The organism is Enterobacter sp. E20 (assembly GCF_000801755.2).
GTDB lineage: Bacteria > Pseudomonadota > Gammaproteobacteria > Enterobacterales > Enterobacteriaceae > Enterobacter > Enterobacter asburiae_B.
Map to the genome: position 1 here is coordinate 1,176,424 of NZ_CP012999.1, position 19,213 is coordinate 1,195,636.

At 62.3% G+C, this 19,213-nt stretch carries 13 protein-coding genes; 5 read left to right on the plus strand and 8 right to left on the minus strand.

Annotation, left to right across the window (positions count from 1 at the left end):
- Nucleotides 1-525: 525 nt before the first annotated feature.
- Genes betA through betI form a run of 3 tightly spaced genes read right to left on the minus strand, consistent with a single transcriptional unit; the run spans nt 526 to nt 4,277 of the window.
- Nucleotides 526-2,190, minus strand: coding sequence for a choline dehydrogenase (betA, locus tag NI40_RS05445; protein ID WP_039264056.1), 1,665 nt, complete (start codon nt 2,188-2,190; stop codon nt 526-528).
- Between the two features lie 13 nt (nt 2,191-2,203).
- Nucleotides 2,204-3,676: a betaine-aldehyde dehydrogenase gene (gene betB / locus NI40_RS05450; protein ID WP_039264057.1), complete on the minus strand. Its 1,473-nt coding sequence runs from the start codon at nt 3,674-3,676 to the stop codon at nt 2,204-2,206.
- A 13-nt stretch (nt 3,677-3,689) separates the two neighbouring features.
- Complete coding sequence (betI, locus tag NI40_RS05455) at nt 3,690-4,277, minus strand: transcriptional regulator BetI (protein WP_032662864.1); 588 nt, start codon at nt 4,275-4,277, stop codon at nt 3,690-3,692.
- A gap of 128 nt (nt 4,278-4,405) precedes the next feature.
- Here betI and betT point away from each other — a divergent pair, with 128 nt between their 5' ends.
- Entirely contained in the window at nt 4,406-6,439 is a 2,034-nt protein-coding gene (gene betT / locus NI40_RS05460; RefSeq protein WP_039264058.1) for a choline BCCT transporter BetT, read from the plus strand.
- A 114-nt stretch (nt 6,440-6,553) separates the two neighbouring features.
- On the opposite strand, the gene entD is transcribed toward betT, so the two are convergent.
- Nucleotides 6,554-7,210, minus strand: coding sequence for an enterobactin synthase subunit EntD (gene entD / locus NI40_RS05465; RefSeq protein ID WP_039264059.1), 657 nt, complete (start codon nt 7,208-7,210; stop codon nt 6,554-6,556).
- Nucleotides 7,211-7,291: 81 nt separating this feature from the next.
- A complete protein-coding gene (locus tag NI40_RS05470; RefSeq protein ID WP_039264060.1) occupies nt 7,292-9,532 on the minus strand; it encodes a TonB-dependent siderophore receptor in 2,241 nt (746 codons plus the stop codon).
- Nucleotides 9,533-9,678: 146 nt separating this feature from the next.
- Here NI40_RS05470 and fes point away from each other — a divergent pair, with 146 nt between their 5' ends.
- Genes fes through entF form a run of 3 tightly spaced genes read left to right on the plus strand, consistent with a single transcriptional unit; the run spans nt 9,679 to nt 14,952 of the window.
- The gene (gene fes / locus NI40_RS05475) at nt 9,679-10,875 is read left to right on the plus strand and encodes an enterochelin esterase (RefSeq protein WP_039264062.1); all 1,197 of its coding nucleotides are present in this window, start codon (nt 9,679-9,681) and stop codon (nt 10,873-10,875) included.
- Nucleotides 10,876-10,885: 10 nt separating this feature from the next.
- Nucleotides 10,886-11,098, plus strand: a complete 213-nt coding sequence (locus NI40_RS05480; protein WP_039264064.1) for an MbtH family protein — start codon at nt 10,886-10,888, stop codon at nt 11,096-11,098.
- On the plus strand, nt 11,095-14,952 hold the full coding sequence (entF, locus tag NI40_RS05485; protein WP_039264065.1) for an enterobactin non-ribosomal peptide synthetase EntF: 3,858 nt from the start codon (nt 11,095-11,097) through the stop codon (nt 14,950-14,952). The genes NI40_RS05480 and entF overlap by 4 nt, the downstream gene beginning before the upstream one ends.
- Nucleotides 14,953-15,040: 88 nt before the next feature.
- Here the strand turns inward: entF and fepC are convergent, their stop codons facing one another.
- Genes fepC through fepD form a run of 3 tightly spaced genes read right to left on the minus strand, consistent with a single transcriptional unit; the run spans nt 15,041 to nt 17,831 of the window.
- Nucleotides 15,041-15,841, minus strand: coding sequence for an iron-enterobactin ABC transporter ATP-binding protein (gene fepC, locus NI40_RS05490; protein ID WP_039264066.1), 801 nt, complete (start codon nt 15,839-15,841; stop codon nt 15,041-15,043).
- Nucleotides 15,838-16,827 carry an iron-enterobactin ABC transporter permease gene (fepG, locus tag NI40_RS05495; protein WP_127353338.1) on the minus strand — a complete coding sequence of 330 codons (990 nt, stop codon included), beginning with the start codon at nt 16,825-16,827 and terminating at the stop codon, nt 15,838-15,840. Before fepG ends, fepC begins: the two co-directional genes overlap by 4 nt.
- Nucleotides 16,827-17,831 (minus strand): Fe(3+)-siderophore ABC transporter permease, encoded by a 1,005-nt coding sequence (fepD, locus tag NI40_RS05500; protein WP_039264069.1) that lies wholly within the window; start codon nt 17,829-17,831, stop codon nt 16,827-16,829. Before fepD ends, fepG begins: the two co-directional genes overlap by 1 nt.
- A gap of 108 nt (nt 17,832-17,939) precedes the next feature.
- On the opposite strand from fepD, the gene entS reads away from it, so the two are divergent.
- Entirely contained in the window at nt 17,940-19,187 is a 1,248-nt protein-coding gene (entS, locus tag NI40_RS05505; protein ID WP_039264070.1) for an enterobactin transporter EntS, read from the plus strand.
- The last annotated feature ends 26 nt before the right edge of the window (nt 19,188-19,213 follow it).

Here is a 19,213-nt window from a genome sequence, read left to right on the forward strand (position 1 = left end):
ACTGGATGCAGGCAAATGAAAATAAATTTTGGGCGGGAAGATAAACTCCCTCTCCCGTATGGAGTGAGAGATCCCCAGTCATTTTTTAACCTGAAGCGATGCATGTGGTTTCAGGAAAATGAACGCCTTACAGCGATGTCCTGGTCCGGCTGTAAATCGCCGAAGCGTTTCCGTAAGGCCGGGGCGAGGCGCAGGGATGCGCCGAGAGGGCGTGGCCTGCAGGGATGCAGGCTCATGCCCGACCCGATAGCCTGAAGGAATAAGCTGAGGGCACCGCGAAGCGGCGATTTACCGCCGGGAGCCCGGGTTGCCAGGGCGGTGGCGATTGAGCCGCCCTGGCACGTTCACAAGTTACGTCGTTACAGAGTGGCAAGGAACGTCAAGTGAACGGAATGACCACCGCAGCCGTATGTTCCCCCTCACCCCAGCCCTCTCCCTCAAGGGAGAGGGAGTCGTCCGTACAGGCATTGTTTTGTGGGGATCCCTCCCCCGTATGGAAGAGGGTTAAGAGGAGGGGAAATACCCTCAGCGTCGAACCGGTGCCCCGTTCGCCACATAATACGCCGCCGTGCTCTTCGCCAGCGGCTCGCGCCCGCGGATCGCGTCGGCAATCTTCTCGCCAATCATAATAGTGGTGGCGTTCAGGTTGCCGGTGATGATCTGCGGCATGATCGACGCATCCACCACGCGCAGCCCTTCCAGCCCGTGAACGCGGCCTTCGCCGTCGACCACCGCCATCTCGTCGTAACCCATCTTGCAGGTGCCGCACGGGTGGAAGGCGGTTTCGGCGTGGTTACGCACGAATTCGTCCAGCTGCTCGTCGGTCTGGCATTCGACGCCCGGGCTGATTTCGCGACCGCGATATTTGTCCAGCGCGGGCTGGTGCATGATCTCGCGGGTGATGCGGATAGCGTCGCGGAACTCCTGCCAGTCCTGCTCGTGAGACATATAGTTGAACAGGATCGCCGGATGCTGGTGCGGATCGCGCGACTTGATGCGCACGTGCCCGCGGCTCGGGGAGCGCATGGAGCCAACGTGGCACTGGAAGCCGTGCTCTTTAACCGCGTTCGAGCCGTTGTAGTTAATCGCTACCGGCAGGAAGTGGTACTGAATGTTCGGCCACTCGAACTCTTCGCGGCTGCGGATAAAACCGCCCGCTTCGAAGTGGTTGCTCGCGCCCACGCCGGTGCCGCCAAACAGCCACTCGGCGCCAATCTTCGGCTGGTTCCACCACTGCAGGGCAGGGTAGAGGGAGACCGGCTCTTTGCATTCGTACTGGAGGTACATCTCCAGGTGATCCTGCAGGTTTTCGCCCACGCCGGGCAGGTCGTGCACCAGCGGAATATCGAACTGCTTCAGCAGCTCCGCGTTGCCCACGCCGGAGCGCTGGAGGATCTGCGGGGAGGCAATCGCGCCCGCGCACAGCAGCACCTCTTTATTCGCCGTCGCTCTGGACGGGATAGTGCTTTCGCCCTCCAGCCACTCGACGCCCGCCGCGCGCTTGCCGTCAAAAATAATATGATCGGTCATGGCGTGAGTGCGGATGGTCAGGTTCGGGCGCTTTTTGGCCTGGTCAAGATAGCCGCGCGCGGTGCTGGCGCGTCGGCCCTGCGGCGTGACCGTGCGGTCCATCGGGCCGAAGCCTTCCTGCTGATAGCCGTTGAGATCGTCTGTGCGCGGGTAGCCCGCCTGCACGCCCGCTTCCACCATCGCCTCAAACAGCGGGTTCACGCCCGGTTTCGAGGTGGTAACGCTCACCGGGCCGTCGCCGCCGTGGTAGTCGTTCGGCCCCACGTCGCGCGTCTCCGCCTTGCGGTAGTAGGGCAGGCAGTTGAGGTAGCTCCAGTGCTCAAGGCCAGATTCTTTCGCCCAGTTGTCGAGGTCCATCGCGTTACCGCGGATGTAGCACATGCCGTTGATCAGCGACGAGCCGCCCAGACCTTTGCCGCGTCCGCACTCCATGCGGCGGTTGTTCATGTACGGCTCTGGCTCGGTTTCATACGCCCAGTTGTAGCGCTTGCCCTGCAGCGGGAACGCCAGCGCGGCGGGCATTTGGGTGCGGAAGTCAAAGCGGTAGTCCGGCCCGCCTGCCTCAAGCAGCAGAACGGTGGTATTCGGATCTTCAGTCAGTCGCGTTGCCAGTACGTTGCCGGCAGAGCCGGCCCCGATAATGATGTAGTCAAATTGCAAATAAACCTCCCGGTTAAAATATGGACTGGAATTTACCCATCTCAACCTGGATGGACTTCACCTGGGTGTAGCTCTGCAGCGTCATGACGCCGTTCTCGCGGCCAATGCCGGAGTGTTTGTAGCCGCCAACCGGCATCTCTGCGGCGGATTCACCCCAGGTGTTGATCCAGCAGATGCCCGCTTCGAACTGATGAATAGCGCCGTGCGCGCGGTTCAGGTCGGCAGTGACGATGCCCGCCGCCAGGCCGTAGTCGGTGTCGTTGGCGCGGCGGATCGCTTCTTCTTCGCTTTCATAGGTGAGGATGGACATCACCGGGCCGAAGATCTCTTCGCGCACGATGGTCATCTCGTCGGTGCAGTCGGTGAACACGGTCGGGGCAACCCACGCGCCGTTGTCGAAACCTTCGCCCTTCAGCGCGTCGCCGCCGCACAGCACGCGCGCACCTTCCTCTTTGCCTTTGGCGATGTAGCGCAGCACGCTGTCGCGGTGCGGGAAGCTGACCATCGGGCCAAAGTTGGTGCGTTCATCGAAGAGATCGCCCGCGCGGATGCGGCCCACGCGCTCAACGATTTTCTGCTCAAACGCGGCCTTGAATTTCTCGGGTACAAACACGCGGGTGCCGTTGGTGCACACCTGGCCGGAGCTGAAGAAGTTCGCCATCATGGCGATGTCTGCCGCGAGATCCAGATCGGCGTCGTCGAAAATAATCAGCGGGGATTTACCGCCCAGCTCCATCGTTACCTCTTTCAGGGACGAGGCCGCCGAGTTGGCCATCACCTTCTTGCCGCTGGTGACGCCGCCGGTGAAGGAGACTTTGGCGATGCCCGGATGCTCGGTGAGGTACTGGCCGGTCTCCGCGCCCACGCCCGGCAGGACGTTAAACACGCCGTCCGGAACGCCCGCTTCGGTGTAGATCTCTGCAAGCTTCAGGGCGGTGAGCGGCGTCACTTCGCTCGGCTTGAAGATCATCGCGTTGCCCACCGCCAGCGCCGGAGCGGATTTCCAGAGGGCGATCTGGATCGGGTAGTTCCACGCGCCGATGCCCGCCACCACTCCCAGCGGCTCGCGGCGGGTGTAGACGAATGAGGTCTCACGCAGCGGGATCTGGCTGCCTTCCAGCGCCGGGATCAGCCCCGCGTAGTACTCCAGCACGTCCGCGCCGGTGACGATGTCGACGGTGGAGGTTTCGGAATACGCTTTACCGGTGTCGAGGGTTTCCAGCTTCGCCAGCTCATCGTTGCGCTCGCGCAGGATATCGACGGCGCGACGCAGAACGCGCGACCGCTCCATGGCGGTCATCGCCGCCCATATTTTTTGCCCGCGTTTTGCGCTTTCCACGGCGCGGTCGACGTCTTCTCTCCCGGCGGCCTGTACGCTCGCCAGAACTTCACCGTTGGCCGGGTTGATGGTCTCGAAGGTGCGACCGCTGGTGGCGGAGGTATAACCACCATTGATATAAAGCTGCTGTTCTGCCATTCGGGACATAAATTCTCCTCGGTTATTCGGTCGGTAAATGCTGGCTGATAAAGTGGCTGGTGAGCGACTGCGCCAGGGTCTTATCCAGCGGCTTGCCGCTCAGCGCGGCGCGCAGCCACAGCCCGTCGATCAGGGCCGCCAGGCCGTAGCCCGCCTCTTCAGCCTGTTCGCGCGGCAGCTCACGGCGGAACTCGTACACCAGGTTTGACAACAAGCGACGGCTGCTCACCTGCTGCAGGCGGTAGAGCATCGGCTGGTGCATGCTGCTCGCCCAGAAGGCCAGCCAGGCCTTCATTGCCGCGCCGCTGGTCTGGGTTTCATCAAAATTGCCGCCGACAATGGCCTGCAGGCGCTGCTCCGCGCTGCCGTCCGGCAGAGCGCGTAAGCGGCTCAAAACCGCGTCGCGCAGCTGGCCGGTAATGTCGCGCATGGTCGCTTCCAGCAGACCGTTTTTGTCTTTGAAGTAGTGACTGATGATCCCCGTGGAAACGCCCGCCCGACGGGCGATCTGCGCGATCGTCGCGTCGTGCATTCCCACTTCATTTATTGCTTCCAGCGTGGCGTCGATAAGCTGCCTGCGCCGGATCGGCTGCATCCCCACTTTGGGCATTTTTGCCACTCCATTCATCAGCGTTGGTAATACATTAAAGCGGTTTTTGATTGGACGTTCAATATAAAATGTGTCTTAATTGTTGCGGATTTGGATTTTAATAGTTACAAAAACAGTGGGGATACTGGATGACAGACCTTTCACAAGACAGAGAAAAAGACAAAATCAACCCGGTCGTTTTTTATACGTCCGCCGGGCTGATTTTGTTGTTTTCCCTGACGACCATCTTCTTTCGTGATTTTTCTGCCGAGTGGATTGGGCGCACCCTGAACTGGGTGTCGAAGACCTTCGGCTGGTACTATCTGCTGGCCGCGACGCTCTATATCGTCTTCGTGGTCTGCATTGCCTGCTCGCGCTTTGGCTCGGTGAAGCTCGGGCCTGAGCAGTCCAAGCCCGAGTTCAGCCTGCTGAGCTGGGCCGCGATGCTGTTTGCCGCGGGCATCGGCATTGACCTGATGTTCTTCTCCGTGGCGGAACCGGTCACGCAGTATATGCAGCCGCCGGAAGGGGCAGGGCAGACGATGGAGGCCGCGCGCCAGGCGATGGTCTGGACGCTGTTCCACTACGGCCTGACGGGCTGGTCGATGTACGCCCTGATGGGCATGGCGCTCGGATACTTTAGCTATCGTTATAATTTGCCCCTCACCATCCGCTCCGCGCTGTACCCGATCTTCGGTAAAAAGATTAACGGCCCGATTGGCCACAGCGTCGATATCGCGGCGGTGATCGGCACCATTTTTGGTATCGCGACGACGCTCGGGATTGGCGTGGTGCAGCTCAACTACGGGCTGAGCGTGCTGTTTGATATCCCGGATTCGATGGCGGCCAAGGCGGCGCTGATTGCGCTCTCCGTCATTATCGCCACCATCTCGGTGACGTCGGGCGTGGATAAGGGCATCCGCGTGCTCTCCGAGCTGAACGTGGCGCTGGCGCTGGGTCTGATCCTGTTCGTGCTGTTTATGGGCGATACCTCGTTCCTGCTCAATGCCCTGGTGCTCAACGTGGGCGACTACGTAAACCGCTTTATGGGCATGACGCTGAACAGCTTCGCCTTTGACCGTCCGGTGGAGTGGATGAACAACTGGACGCTGTTCTTCTGGGCGTGGTGGGTCGCGTGGTCGCCGTTTGTCGGCCTGTTCCTGGCGCGTATTTCGCGTGGCCGCACCATCCGCCAGTTTGTGATGGGCACGCTGATTATCCCGTTCACCTTTACCCTGCTGTGGCTGTCGATTTTCGGCAACAGCGCGCTGCATGAGATCATCCACGGCAATGCCACCTTCGCGCAGGAAGCGATGGCGCACCCGGAGCGCGGCTTCTACAGCCTGCTGGCGCAGTACCCGGCGTTTACCTTTAGCGCCTCCGTGGCGACCATCACCGGCCTGCTATTCTACGTCACCTCGGCGGATTCCGGCGCGCTGGTGCTGGGTAACTTCACCTCGAAGCTCAAAGATATCAACAGCGATGCGCCGAACTGGCTGCGCATCTTCTGGTCCGTCGCCATCGGCCTGCTGACGCTCGGCATGCTGATGACCAACGGCATTTCGGCGTTGCAGAACACCACGGTGATCATGGGCCTGCCGTTCAGCTTCGTCATCTTCTTCGTGATGGCCGGGCTGTATAAATCGCTCAAGGTGGAAGACTATCGCCGCGTCAGCGCCAGCCGCGACACCGCGCCGCGTCCGATGGGCGCGCAGGACAGGCTGAGCTGGAAGAAACGTCTCTCGCGCCTGATGAACTACCCGGGCACGCGCTACACCAAACAGATGATGGAGACGGTCTGCTTCCCGGCAATGGAAGAGGTTGCGCAGGAGCTGAAGCTGCGTGGAGCCTACGTGGAGCTGAAAAAACTGCCGCCGGAGGAGGGCGAGACCCTGGGGCACCTGGATCTGCTGGTGCACATGGGCGACGAGCAAAACTTTGTTTATCAGATCTGGCCGCAGCAGTATTCAGTACCCGGGTTTACCTACCGGGCGCGCAGCGGGAAATCGACCTACTACCGGCTTGAGACCTTCCTGCTGGAAGGGAGCCAGGGGAATGATTTGATGGACTACAGCAAGGAGCAGGTGATTACGGACATTCTGGACCAGTATGAACGGCATCTGAACTTTATCCATCTGCACAGGGAAGCGCCGGGAAATAGCGTGATGTTCCCGGATGTTTGATCCTTGATCTTAAAAACGTATAAAGGCATCACCGCTGCCCTCATGCCGGGTGGCGGCGATGCCTTACCCGGCCTACAACACCGCTTTACCGAAGACCTGATAAGCGTAGCGCCATCAGGCTTTTAGCAGCGTAAACACGCTCGTATCATTATTCTGCCAGATGAGGATGAAGCGTTTACCCTCAGGATAGTCTCCAGCCGGGTTCGAAAGCGCCAGCGTGATTGTTTTTTCCGTTAACTCTGTGACTCTCGCCCACTCAAACCCCATGTAAGTATTTGCCTTTGGAAAGAGCGCCTTAAACAAACTCTCTTTGGCGCTAAATGCCAGCGTCAGCGCCAGCGCAAAAGGGTAGCCCGAGTGCGTCAGGTACATCGCTTCCTGCGCATCAACGATGCCGTCCTGGATTTCGCGGGCTTCGCGGTCTGGAAGAATGGCTTCGCAATCAATACCTAAGAGCGCATCTTGATGACGGACGACAACCGCCATCGCCTGCGCGCCGCTGTGGGTAATGCTCCCCGAAACTCCTTCCGGCCAGAGCGGTTCGCCGCTGGGGCCGATGCCGGGGATCGCGCGTTCATTTATCGCGCCGAGCGCATGCGCGGCGGCGATGCGGCCTGCAAGATGCTCGGCTTTGCGTTTGCGTCCGGCGTTTAAAAGCTCAGCGTAGTGGGGGAGCCAGAGAAGGTCGGCGTCGGTGAAGGTGGTGGGGGCGAAGGTGACGTGGTGGACGGTGTGGCCGGCAATAATGAACGTGGTGTGGGTTGTGTGCATGTTTTTCCCTTCAGAATTGTGCGGCCTGATGCCCTCACCCCGGCCCTCTCCCACGGGGAGAGGGGGGAGTTACTGCCTGAATCAGAAACGCGTATTCACGCTCATGTACCAGGTACGGCCCGGCTCATTATACGTATACGCTCCCGCACCGTACATATACGCACCGGTGGTGGCGTTGCCCGTGGTCTGGGCATTACCCGCGCGCCACTGACGCTTGTCGAAGACGTTATCCACGCCGCCGGTCAGGCTGACGTTTTTGGTCATGTCCCAGGTCGCGCTCAGGCCAACGATGCTGTACGGACTGATTTCGTCTTTCTCAGACCCGGTCACCGGCTGACCTTTGTAGTTGTACTTCTTCGGCTGCTGCTTGCCGTACCAGGTAAAGGTCGACTGGAGCGACACGTCCTGATGGACCTGCCAGCTCAGGGTCGAGTTCAGCGTGTACTCCGGAATGATCGACAGACGGTCGCCGGTCTCCTTGTTCTTGCTCTGCAGCATCCAGGTGATGTTGTTGGTCCAGTTGATCGTGTCGCTGACCGGCACGTTCAGGGAGCCTTCCAGCCCTTCGACGACCGCTTTCGGAACGTTTTCCCACTGGTAGATATCCGTCTGCACTTTACCGGAAGAGGTATGGCCAATCGGCGCGTAGCCCGCTTCAATCTTGTCGCGATAGTCGTTGCGGAACCAGGTCACGCCTGCCAGCCAGCCGTCGCGTTTCCACTCCAGACCAATCTCTTTATTGATGCTGGTTTCCGCTTTCAGGTCGTCGTTGCCCATCATGTAGCAGCCCACGCCGTCCGAGCTGGCGTAGCAGCCCTGGCCTTTGCTGTAGAGCAGGTAGTTCGGGTTGGTCTGGTACAGGCTCGGCGCTTTATAGGCGCGCGCGATCCCCATCTTCAGCGTGAAGTCATTCCCCAGACCTTGCGACAGGTTCAGGGACGGGCTCCAGTTGTTGCCGACGATGGTGTGGTGATCGAAGCGCAGGGCAGGGGTTAGCATGGTGCTGTCGGTCAGCTCCATGTTGTTTTCGGCGAACAGGGAGAAAATCTCCGCCGAGGTGTACGGGCTGCGGTCGTTGCTCATGCCCGGAATGGTGCCGCCCTGCAGGGTTTGCGTAAAGGAGGTGGAGTCCTTCATGCGCTGCTGGTTCCACTCGGTGCCCAGCGTCAGGTTCTGGTTGACGAGGAAATCAATCGGCAGGTTGATCTCGCTGTGCAGCATCACGTCGGCCAGGTCGGTGTCGGTGAATTTATTGCTGTTGAACAAGCCTTCCGTACCGCCCGCCAGACCTTCGCCCAGGCGGGAGTTGCGGGTGTGTTCGTACTGTGCCCAGCTGCTGGTGGTGATGCCGTTATCCCAGCCGCCGTTCCAGGTCACCGCGAAGTTCTGGCGGTAGATACGGTTAGTCTCTTTCCCGTAATTCTTCTTCACCAGCGCGCTGTCGTTGTTGGTGTTCTGCGTGTCGCCCGCGTAGAGGTTGTTCTGGCGGCTGTAGCCCGCTTCGAACTCCAGGGACTGCATGGGCGCGAAGTCCCAGCGCACCACGCCGTTGATGTCTTTGTTTTCCACGCCCTCGCGGCCAGCCGGCAGGGTGTTGGCGTAGGCACCGGTACGATCGGACTGGTGGCCCTGGTTGATGTCCCACGCGTCGGCCTGGGTTTTATCGAGGTTACCGAACATGCGGAAGCTGAAGTCGCCGCCCAGGGGGCCGCTCAGGCTGAAGTTGGTGCGCCTGGTGGAACCTTCGTCCTTATGTTCTGGCGCGTTCAGGTAGGTGTTCCAGGAGCCGTGCCACTGGTCGTCGAATTTTTTGGTGATGATGTTCACCACGCCGCCTGCCGCGCCGTTGCCGTAGCGCGCGGCGGCCGGACCGCGGATCACTTCGATACGCTCGATCATCTCCGGCGGCACCCAGCCGGTATCGCCGCGGGTGTCGCGCTCGCCGCGCCAGCCTAGACGAATAGAGTTGCGGCTGGTGACCGGCTTGCCGTCGATCAGGATCAGGGTGTTTTCCGGGCCCATGCCGCGAATGTCAATCTGACGGTTGTTTCCGCGCTGCCCGCTGGTGGAGTTCCCGGTCAGGTTAACGCCCGGCATGGTGCGGATGATTTCCGCCACGTCGCGCGCGGGCGGGTTTTTGCGGATCTCGTCGGCGGTGATGGTCGACACGCCCGGCGCCTGTAAATTCTGCTCGGCGGCGGTGATCACCATCGTATCTTCGTGCTGCGCAGAGGCGGTGTTGTCGTCTGCCATGGCGGGCAGCGCGACACCATAAATCCCTAAATTGACCAGCAAGGCCAGAGAGTGAATCTTCTTATTCATTGTACGTCCCGCTTTTATGGTTATTTAATGAGCGCGCTTCCCACAGCGCGGGCATTACGCTATTGCAAATGCAAATAGTTATCAATAATATTATCAATAAAATTTACTCTGAAACAAAAAAGACTGTGAAACATGGGGTTATAAGGGTGACGACGTTAACAACCGGAAGTGAAGCGTGGTGGCAGTCGAAAAACGGACCTGAATGGGAACGTCAGAAGGAGAACTGTCGCGTCACCTTCTGGTGGCGGGATCCGGCAGGAACGCAGAAAACCTCATTGGTCAAACGCGTCTGGCTCTACGTTACCGGCGTGACCGATCACCATCAAAATACCCGCCCGCAGTCCCTCGAGCGCATTCCGGATACCGACGTCTGGCAGTGGCAGGGCGAATTCAGCCCCGAGTGGCGCGGGAGCTACTGTTTTATCCCTTCTGTAAATGAAAACGATTTTGCCGATACCGTGTTTGAAGGCGAGCTGCCGGACCGCTTGGCGCTGCGCGAAGGCTGGCGCAGGCTGCTGCCGCACGCGGTTTCCGACCCGCTGAATCGGCAGAGCTGGCGCGGCGGGCGCGGTCATGCCGTCTCGGCGCTTGAGATGCCGGACGCGCCCGTTCAGCCCGGCTGGGACCGTCCCGATACGCCGTATCAACAGCCGGTCTGCATTGAGTGGAACAGCGAGCGTCTCAACAACCGTCGCCGCGTGTGGATTTTTACCACCGGGGACGACGGCACCGAGCGCCCGCTGGCGGTGCTGCTCGACGGGCAGTTCTGGGCCGAAAGCATGCCCGTCTGGCCTGCGCTGACGTCGCTCACCACCGGGCGCCAACTGCCCCCTGCGGTCTACGTATTAATCGATGCGATCGACATGGAACACCGCAACCGCGAATTGCCCTGTAACCCCGATTTCTGGCTGGCGGTACAGGAAGAACTTCTCCCTCTTGTAAAACATCTCGCCCCCTTCAGCGACCGCGCCGACCGCACCGTGGTGGCGGGCCAGAGCTTTGGCGGACTCTCTTCGCTTTATGCTGGCCTCAGCTGGCCGCAGCGGTTTGGCTGCGTGCTGAGCCAGTCCGGCTCGTACTGGTGGCCGCACCGCGGTGGGCAGCAGGAAGGGCGCCTCATCGAACAGCTCAGAGCCGGTGAGCTGACCGCGAGCGGGCTGCGTATCGTCCTCGAAGCCGGGCGCAACGAGCCGCTGATTTTCAATGCCAATCAGGCGATTTACGCCGAACTACGCGCGCAGCAGGTTACCTGGCGTCAGGTTGACGGTGGACACGACGCGCTTTGCTGGCGCGGTGGACTGACGCAGGGGCTGATGACCCTCTGGCAGCCGCTCATTCAATAACGGAGTCTGTATGGAATTCAGCAATCCTTTCGATAATCCGCAGGGACAGTTCGCCATTTTGCAAAACGACCGTGGGCAGTACAGCCTGTGGCCGCAGCAGTGTGAACTGCCGGCGGGGTGGCGCGTGGTGTGCGAAGCGCAGTCTCAGGAGGCGTGCCAGCAGTGGCTGGCCGGGCACTGGCGCACGCTTGAACCGTCTCATTTTGCGGGGGAGAACCCATGAACCGTCTTCCCCTCGTCGCCGCCCAGCCGGGTATCTGGATGGCGGAGCAGCTGTCCACGCTGCCAAACGCCTGGAGCGTGGCGCACTACACCGAGCTAAAAGGCGACATCGACGCGCCGCTGCTGGCAAAAGCGATTGCTGAAGGCATGATGCAGGCCGATACCCTGCGGATGCGTTTTGCCGAGGAGAACGGCGAGGTGTGGCAGTGGGTGGATGACACTCTCATTCTGCCGGAGCCGTCCATCGTTCGCGTTGACGACCACGCCGCCGCCGTGGCGCTGATGGAGGCCGATCTCCACCAGAACCTGCGCGTCGACAGCGGACAGCCGCTGGCGTTTCACCAGCTGATTCAGGTGGGGAAAAGCCACTGGTACTGGTATCAACGCTATCACCATCTGGTGGTGGATGGCTTCAGCTTCCCGGCCATTACCCGCCAGATCGCCGCGATTTACGCCGCGTGGAAAAAGGATGAACCGACTCCTGACTCCCCGTTTACGCCATTTGCTGAAGTGGTGGAGGAGTATCAGCGCTATCGCGACAGCGAGGCGTATCAGCGCGACGGCGCCTTCTGGGCGGAGCAGCGCAGGCAGCTTCCTTCTCCGGTCTCGCTCTCTTCCGCGCCGCTGCCGGGACGCGCCGCTACTACCGATATTCTGCGCCTCAAAATCGCCGCCGACGGTCGCGCCTTTAGCCAGCTTGCACAGGCGGCAGGGCAGGCGCAGCGTACCGATCTGGCCCTTGCGCTGGTGGCGCTGTGGCTGGGCCGCCTGACCGGAAGGCTGGACTACGCCGCCGGGTTTATCTTTATGCGACGCATGGGCTCCGCCGCGCTGACCGCGACCGGGCCGGTGCTCAACGTCCTGCCGCTGGCGGTGAATATCAACCCGCAGGAGAGCCTGCCGGAGCTGGCGCTGCGCCTGGCCAACCAGCTGAAAAAAATGCGCCGCCACCAGCGCTACGACGCCGAGCAGATCGTGCGCGACAGCGGGCGTGCCGCAGGCGAAGAAGCCCTGTTTGGCCCGGTGCTGAACGTGAAGGTGTTCGATTATCAGCTGGATATCGACGGCGTGGAGGCCATCACCCACACGCTGGCCACCGGCCCGGTGAACGACCTTGAGCTGGCGCTGTTCCCGGACGAACAGGGCGGATTGAGCATTGAGATCCTCGCCAGTAAGCAGCGTTACGATGAGGCGACGCTTTCCCGTCACGTCGCGCGCCTGAACGCGATGCTGCTGCAGTTTGCGGCTAATCCGGACCTGCGCTGCGGCGACGTGGAAACCGTTTCTGAGCAGGAATACGCGCAGCTGGCGCGCATCAACGATACCGGGCTGGCGCTGCCGGCCACCACGCTGGCGGATCTGGTGGCGGAGCAGGCGAGCAAAACGCCGGACGCCCCCGCGCTGGCTGACGCGCATATTGAGCTCAGCTATCGTCAGATGCGCGAGCAGGTGGTCGCGCTGGCAAACCTGCTGCGCGCGCGCGGCGTGAAGCCGGGCGACAGCGTGGCGGTGGCCCTGCCGCGATCGGTGTTCCTGACGCTGGCGCTGCACGGCATCGTCGAGGCCGGTGCCGCCTGGCTGCCGCTCGACACCGGCTACCCGGACGACCGCCTGAGGATGATGCTGGAAGACGCGAAGCCGTCCCTGCTCATTACCACCGACGAGCAGCTTCCGCGCTTTAGCGATCTGCCGATTAGTGCATTTAGTTACAACACACTTTTACCGGCTGCGGATGCAAAACCGCTGCGCCTGGCGAAGCCGGAGCAGACGGCGTATATCATCTTTACCTCCGGTTCGACGGGGCGTCCGAAAGGGGTGATGGTCGGCCATACCGCCATCGTTAACCGCCTGAAGTGGATGCAGGACCACTACCCGCTGGACGCGACGGACGTGGTGGCGCAGAAAACGCCGTGCAGCTTTGACGTGTCGGTGTGGGAGTTCTGGTGGCCGTTTATCTCCGGGGCGAAGCTGGTGATGGCCGAGCCGGACGCGCACCGCGACCCGCAGGCGATGCAGAGCTTCTTCGCGCAGTACGGCGTGACTACTACCCACTTCGTGCCGTCGATGCTGGCGGCGTTTGTCGCCTCGCTGACGCCGGAAAACGTCGACTGCTGCAGGACGCTTAAGCAGGTGTTCTGCAGCGGCGAAGCGCTGCCGACCGAACTGTGCCGCGAGTGGGAGCAGCTCACCCGTGCGCCGCTGCACAACCTCTATGGCCCAACCGAAGCGGCGGTGGACGTCAGCTGGTATCCGGCGTTTGGCCCCGAGCTGGCGGCGGTGGAAGGCAACAGCGTGCCGATCGGCTTCCCGGTGTGGAACACGGGGCTGCGCATTCTGGATGCGATGATGCGCCCGGTGCCGTTCGGCGTGGCGGGGGACCTTTATCTCACCGGCATTCAGCTGGCGCAGGGGTATCTGGGCCGTCCGGACCTCACCGCCATCCGCTTTATTGCCGACCCGTTCGCCCCGGGCGAGCGGATGTACCGCACCGGCGACGTTGCCCGCTGGCTGGACAACGGCGCGGTGGAATATCTCGGCCGCAGCGATGACCAGTTAAAAATCCGCGGACAGCGCATCGAGCTGGGCGAAATCGACCGGGCGATGCTGTCGCTGCCGGACGTGGCCCAGGCCGTGGCGCACGCCTGCGTGTTCAACCAGGCGGCAGCCACCGGCGGCGATGCCCGCCAGCTGGTGGGGTATGTGGTTTCCGAATCCGGCTTACCGCTGGATCGCGACGCGCTGATGGAAGCACTAAAAGCACAGCTGCCGCCGCACATGGTGCCGGTGGTGCTGCTGCAAATCAGCGCGCTGCCGCTCAGCGCGAACGGCAAGCTTGACCGCAAGGCGCTGCCGCTGCCGGAGCTGACGAGTAAATCCTCCGGCCGTGCGCCGGAGACGGAAACCGAAGTCGCCGTCGCGCAGGCGTTTTCCGCCCTGCTGGGCTGCGAGGTCAACGACATCGACGCCGACTTCTTTGCCCTCGGCGGACACTCGCTGCTGGCGATGCGCCTGGCGGCACAGCTTAGCCGCGAGTTCGAGCGCAAGGTTACGCCGGGGCAGATTATGGTCGCCTCCACGGTGAGCAAGCTCAGCGCGCTGCTGGACTCGCAGATGAGCGACGAGCAGGCGCAGCGACTGGGGTATGAAACACTTCTTCCGCTGCGCGAAAGCGACGGCCCGACGCTGTTCTGTTTCCATCCGGCGTCCGGCTTTGCCTGGCAGTTTAGCGTCCTGGCACGCTACCTCAGCCCGCGCTGGTCCATCGTCGGCATTCAGTCGCCGCGTCCGGACGGTCCAATGCAGCAGCGTGCGGATCTGGATGGGGTGATTGAGCATCACCTGGCTACGCTGCGTAAGCAGCAGCCGCAGGGGCCGTATTACCTGTTCGGCTATTCCCTCGGCGGCACGCTGGCGCAGGGTATTGCCGCCCGTCTGCGCGAGCAGGGTGAAGCGGTGGCCTTCCTCGGCCTGCTGGACACCTGGCCGCCGGAAACCCAGAACTGGTCGGAGAAAGAGGCCAACGGCCTCGACCCCGAGGTGCTGGCGGAAATCGAGCGCGAGCGTCAGGCGTTTATCGCCGCCCAGCAGGGGCAGGGCTCCAGCGAGCTGTTTAACGCTATCGAGGGCAACTACGCCGACGCGGTGCGGCTGCTCACCACGGCGCGCAGCGCACGCTTTGACGGCAAAGCGACGCTGTTTGTCGCCGAGCGCACGCGAACGATGGATCCGCAGGTCGCCTGGGCGCCGTGGGTGGCGGAGCTTGAGGTGTACAGCCAGGACTGCGCCCACGTGGATATCATTTCACCGCAGGCGTTTGAGAAGATAGGGCCGGTGTTGAGGGAGATATTGGGGTAGTGATTTCCCCTCACCCTAACCCTCTCCCCAACGGGGCGAGGGGATGCTTTGCTCCCTCTCCCTGTGGGAGAGGGCCGGGGTGAGGGCATCAGACCGCACGCTTGCCCAGCGGCACCACCAGCGGCGTACCCGCCACCGGATCGTCAATAATCATGCAGCGCATGCCGTAGATCCGCTCGATCAGATCCGGCGTCACAATCTCTTTCGGCGCGCCCTGCGCCACAATCTCACCGTCGCGAAGCGCAATCAGATGCGTGGCGTAGCGGCACGCCTGGTTTAAGTCGTGCAGCACCGCCGCCAGGGTATACCCCTGCGTGCGGTTCAGCTCGCTCAGCAGCTCCAGCAGGTCAATCTGATGGCTGATGTCGAGCCAGGTTGTCGGCTCGTCCAGCAGCATGATCGACGTTTCCTGTGCCAGCACCATCGCGATCCACGCCCGCTGACGCTGCCCGCCGGAGAGGGTGTCCACGCTCTGCTGGGCAAGATCGGTGATGCCCGTCGCCTGCATCGCGCGGTTCACCGCCTCGTCATCCTCTTTGCGCCAGCGGGTAAACAGCGGCTGATGCGGATAGCGTCCGCGCGAGACCAGCTCCTGCACCGTGATGTCTCCCGGCGTGGTGGCGTTTTGCGCCAGCAGCCCGATGCGCCGTGCCACCTCTTTGCTGACGAAGCGCTGGATCTGCTCCCCGTCGAGGAACACGCTGCCCTCAGCCGGCGTCATCAGGCGGCTCAGGGTGCGCAGCAGGGTCGATTTGCCGCAGCCGTTCGGGCCGATAATCGCGGTGAAATGGCCGTCCGGAATGGCGACGGATAAGTCACGGGCAATGATTTTTTTGCCGTAGCCGAGGGTTAAGTTTTCGCCGCGCAAGCGGGTGGTTGAATCAGTCATTTCCTGCGTGACTCCTGAACGAGCAAGACGATGAGGTAAATCCCGCCGAGGCTGACGGTCACCACGCCCACCGGCAGTTGATAAGGCATAAACAGCCGCTGGGCGCAGAGATCGGCGGCCAATAGCAGCAGCGCGCCGCACAGCGCCGCCTGGGTTAATCCCCAGCGCGCCGTGCCGCTAAGTCGCCGGGCGATGTGCGGTGCCACGAGGGCTATAAACGAGATTGGCCCGGCAATCGCGGTGGAGGCGGCGGTCAGCAGTACGGCGACCAGCATCAGCATCAGGCGCGAGCGCTCGACGCCCACGCCCAGCGCGCAGGCGCTGTCGTCGCCCATCTCCAGCAGACGCATGCGCCGCACCAGCAGCAGCGCGCCGATAAACATCAGCAAAATCAGCGGCGCGGCGGGCCAGGTTTTGCCCCACGTCAGGCCGTTGAGCGATCCGGCGTACCACAGCCCGGCGGAGAGCGCGGTTTCCAGCGAGGCCTGCAGTAAAAGCCAGGTGTTAAAGGCCATCAGCATGGCGCGGATGCCGATCCCGATGATGATCAGGCGAAAGGTGTCGATACCGTTGCGCCAGGCCAGCGCCCAGATCAGTAATGACGTCAGAATGCCGCCCGCCATCGCCGTGAAGGTAATGGCCGTCAGGTGCTGACCAAACAGCACCATCGCCACCAGCACGCCGCTCCAGGCCCCGGTGTTAAGGCCCATCACGTCCGGGCTGCCGAGCGGGTTGCGCATCAGCGACTGGAATATCGCACCGCTCACGCCGAGCGCCGCGCCGACCAGAATCGCCATCGCCACGCGCGGGAGACGCCACTCCGTCACCACCATGGTGATGTTGCGCGGCGCGCTGCCGAGCAGGGCGTTAAGCACCTGCGCAAAATCGAGCGTCACCGCGCCGCTGCGCAGGCTCCAGACCGCCAGCAGCAGAATGGCAATACAAAGCAGGCATACGCTGGTGAGTAAACGACGGGACGGGGCCATCATGCGCCACCTCCGCGTTTACGGCGTACCAGGAAGATCAGCACCGGCGCGCCGATAAAGGCGCTGACCACCGAGACGCGCAGCTCGCCGGGCACCAGCAGGCGACCCAGCACGTCGGCAAACAGCAGCAGGGCAGGGGTTGCCAGCAGCGTGACCGGCAGCGACCAGCGGTGATCCGCTCCCACCAGCCAGCGCGCCATGTGCGGCATCATCAGGCCGATAAAGGCGATCGGACCGACCACGGCGGTCGCGCTGCCGCACAGCACGGTGATGGCGAACAGACCAATCAGCTGCGTGCGCGCCACCCGGTTGCCGAGGGCGGTCGCGGTGTCGCTGCCGAGGCTCAGGCTGTTGAGCGACCGGCTTAAAAACAGCGCCACGGCGGCGGCGATAATGACCGGGATCGCCACAACTTTTAAGGTTTCGAGGGTGCGGATATCCAGCGAGCCGGCCTGCCAGAAGCGCAGCTGGTCGTAGACGTCCGGGTTGAGCAGGGCGATGCCGTTGGACAAGCCCTCCAGCACCGCCGCGAGCGCTACGCCCGCAAGCGTCAGGCGTACCGGGCTCAGCTGCCCGCCGCCCTGGCTGCCGGTAAAGGCGACCACCAGCGAGGCGGCCAGCGCGCCGCAGAAGGCCATCACCAGCTGCTCGGAAGGAGATGTCAACCCGAACAGCGCCGCGCCGAGCACGATGGCAAAGCTGGCGCCGGAGTTAACGCCGAGAATACCGGGATCTGCCAGCGGGTTACGGGTAAGGGTTTGCATCAGGGCACCGGCAAGGCCGAGCGCGCCACCGGCCAGCAGTCCGGCAAGCGTGCGGGGCAGTCGGGCGTCGAGCACGATGACGCAGTCGGCGCTCTGGCAGGTGCCGGAGAGCGCATCAACGATAACGGACGCGGGCAGCGGCTTCGCGCCAACCAGCAGGCTGAGTGAAGTCGCAAGGATCAACAGCAGCAATAAAACGGGCACGGCAACGGCGCGCACCGCGGAAGAGGAAAACGACATAGCAACATCCATGATTTGATAATGATAGTGATTATCGTTATCTATCTTATTTGGCTATGTTAGCATGTGCGCCCATGGAATGGGTAGAAATAGACTCAAGGCTTTGTCATGAATCAAAAATCCTGGCTGCTCAACCTCAGCCTGCTGAAAACGCACCCGGCGTATCGCGCCGTTTTTATCGCTCGCTTTATCTCCATTTTGTCCCTCGGGCTGCTTGGCGTCGCCGTGCCGGTCCAGATCCAGACCATGACGCACTCCAGCTGGCTGGTGGGGTTATCCGTCACCTTAACCGGCGGGGCGATGTTCATCGGCCTGATGGTCGGCGGCGTGCTGGCGGACCGCTACGAGCGTAAAAAGCTGATCCTGCTGGCGCGCGGCACCTGCGGCGTGGGCTTTATTGGGCTGTGTCTGAACGCGATGCTGCCGGAGCCGTCGCTGCTCGCGATTTATGCCCTGGGGCTGTGGGACGGTTTCTTCGCCTCGCTGGGCGTGACGGCGCTGCTGGCGGCGACGCCCGCGCTGGTCGGGCGCGAGAACCTGATGCAGGCGGGGGCGATCACCATGCTCACCGTGCGTCTGGGCTCGGTGATTTCGCCGATGGTGGGCGGCCTGCTGCTGGCGACCGGCAACGTGGCCTGGAACTATGGACTTGCGGCGGCGGGAACCTTTATCACCACGCTGACGCTGCTGCGCCTGCCGCTGCTGCCGCCTCCGCCGCAGCCGCGCGAGCATCCGCTGAAATCGCTGATGGCCGCGATTCGTTTCCTGTTCAGCAACCCGCTGATTGGCGGGATTGCGCTGCTCGGCGGCCTGCTGACCATGGCGAGCGCCGTGCGCGTGCTCTACCCGGCGCTGGCGGGAGAGTGGCAGATGAGCGCCTCGGAGATTGGCATTCTCTACGCTGCCATTCCGCTCGGCGCGGCGTGCGGGGCGCTGACCAGCGGCAACCTGGCGCAGAACGCGCGTCCGGGGCTGATTATGCTGCTTGCCACGCTGGCCTCGTTTATCGCCATCGGCTTCTTCAGCCTGATGCCGGTGTGGGCGCTCGGGGTGCTGTGTCTGGTGATTTTCGGCTGGCTGAGCGCCATCAGCTCGCTTTTGCAGTACACCCTGATCCAGACCCAGACGCCGGAAGGGATGCTCGGGCGCATTAACGGTCTGTGGACGGCTCAGAACGTGACGGGGGATGCGATTGGCGCGGCGATCCTCGGCGGGCTGGGGGCGATGATGACCCCGGTGGCCTCGGCGAGCTGCGGCGGGTTTGTACTGGCAATTATTGGCGTTATTTTGTTAGTGGCGCTGGTGGAATTGCGGCGGTTCAGACAGGAGAGTGAGTTGAACGACGGTACGGCCTGATGCCCTCACCCCGGCCCTCTCCCACA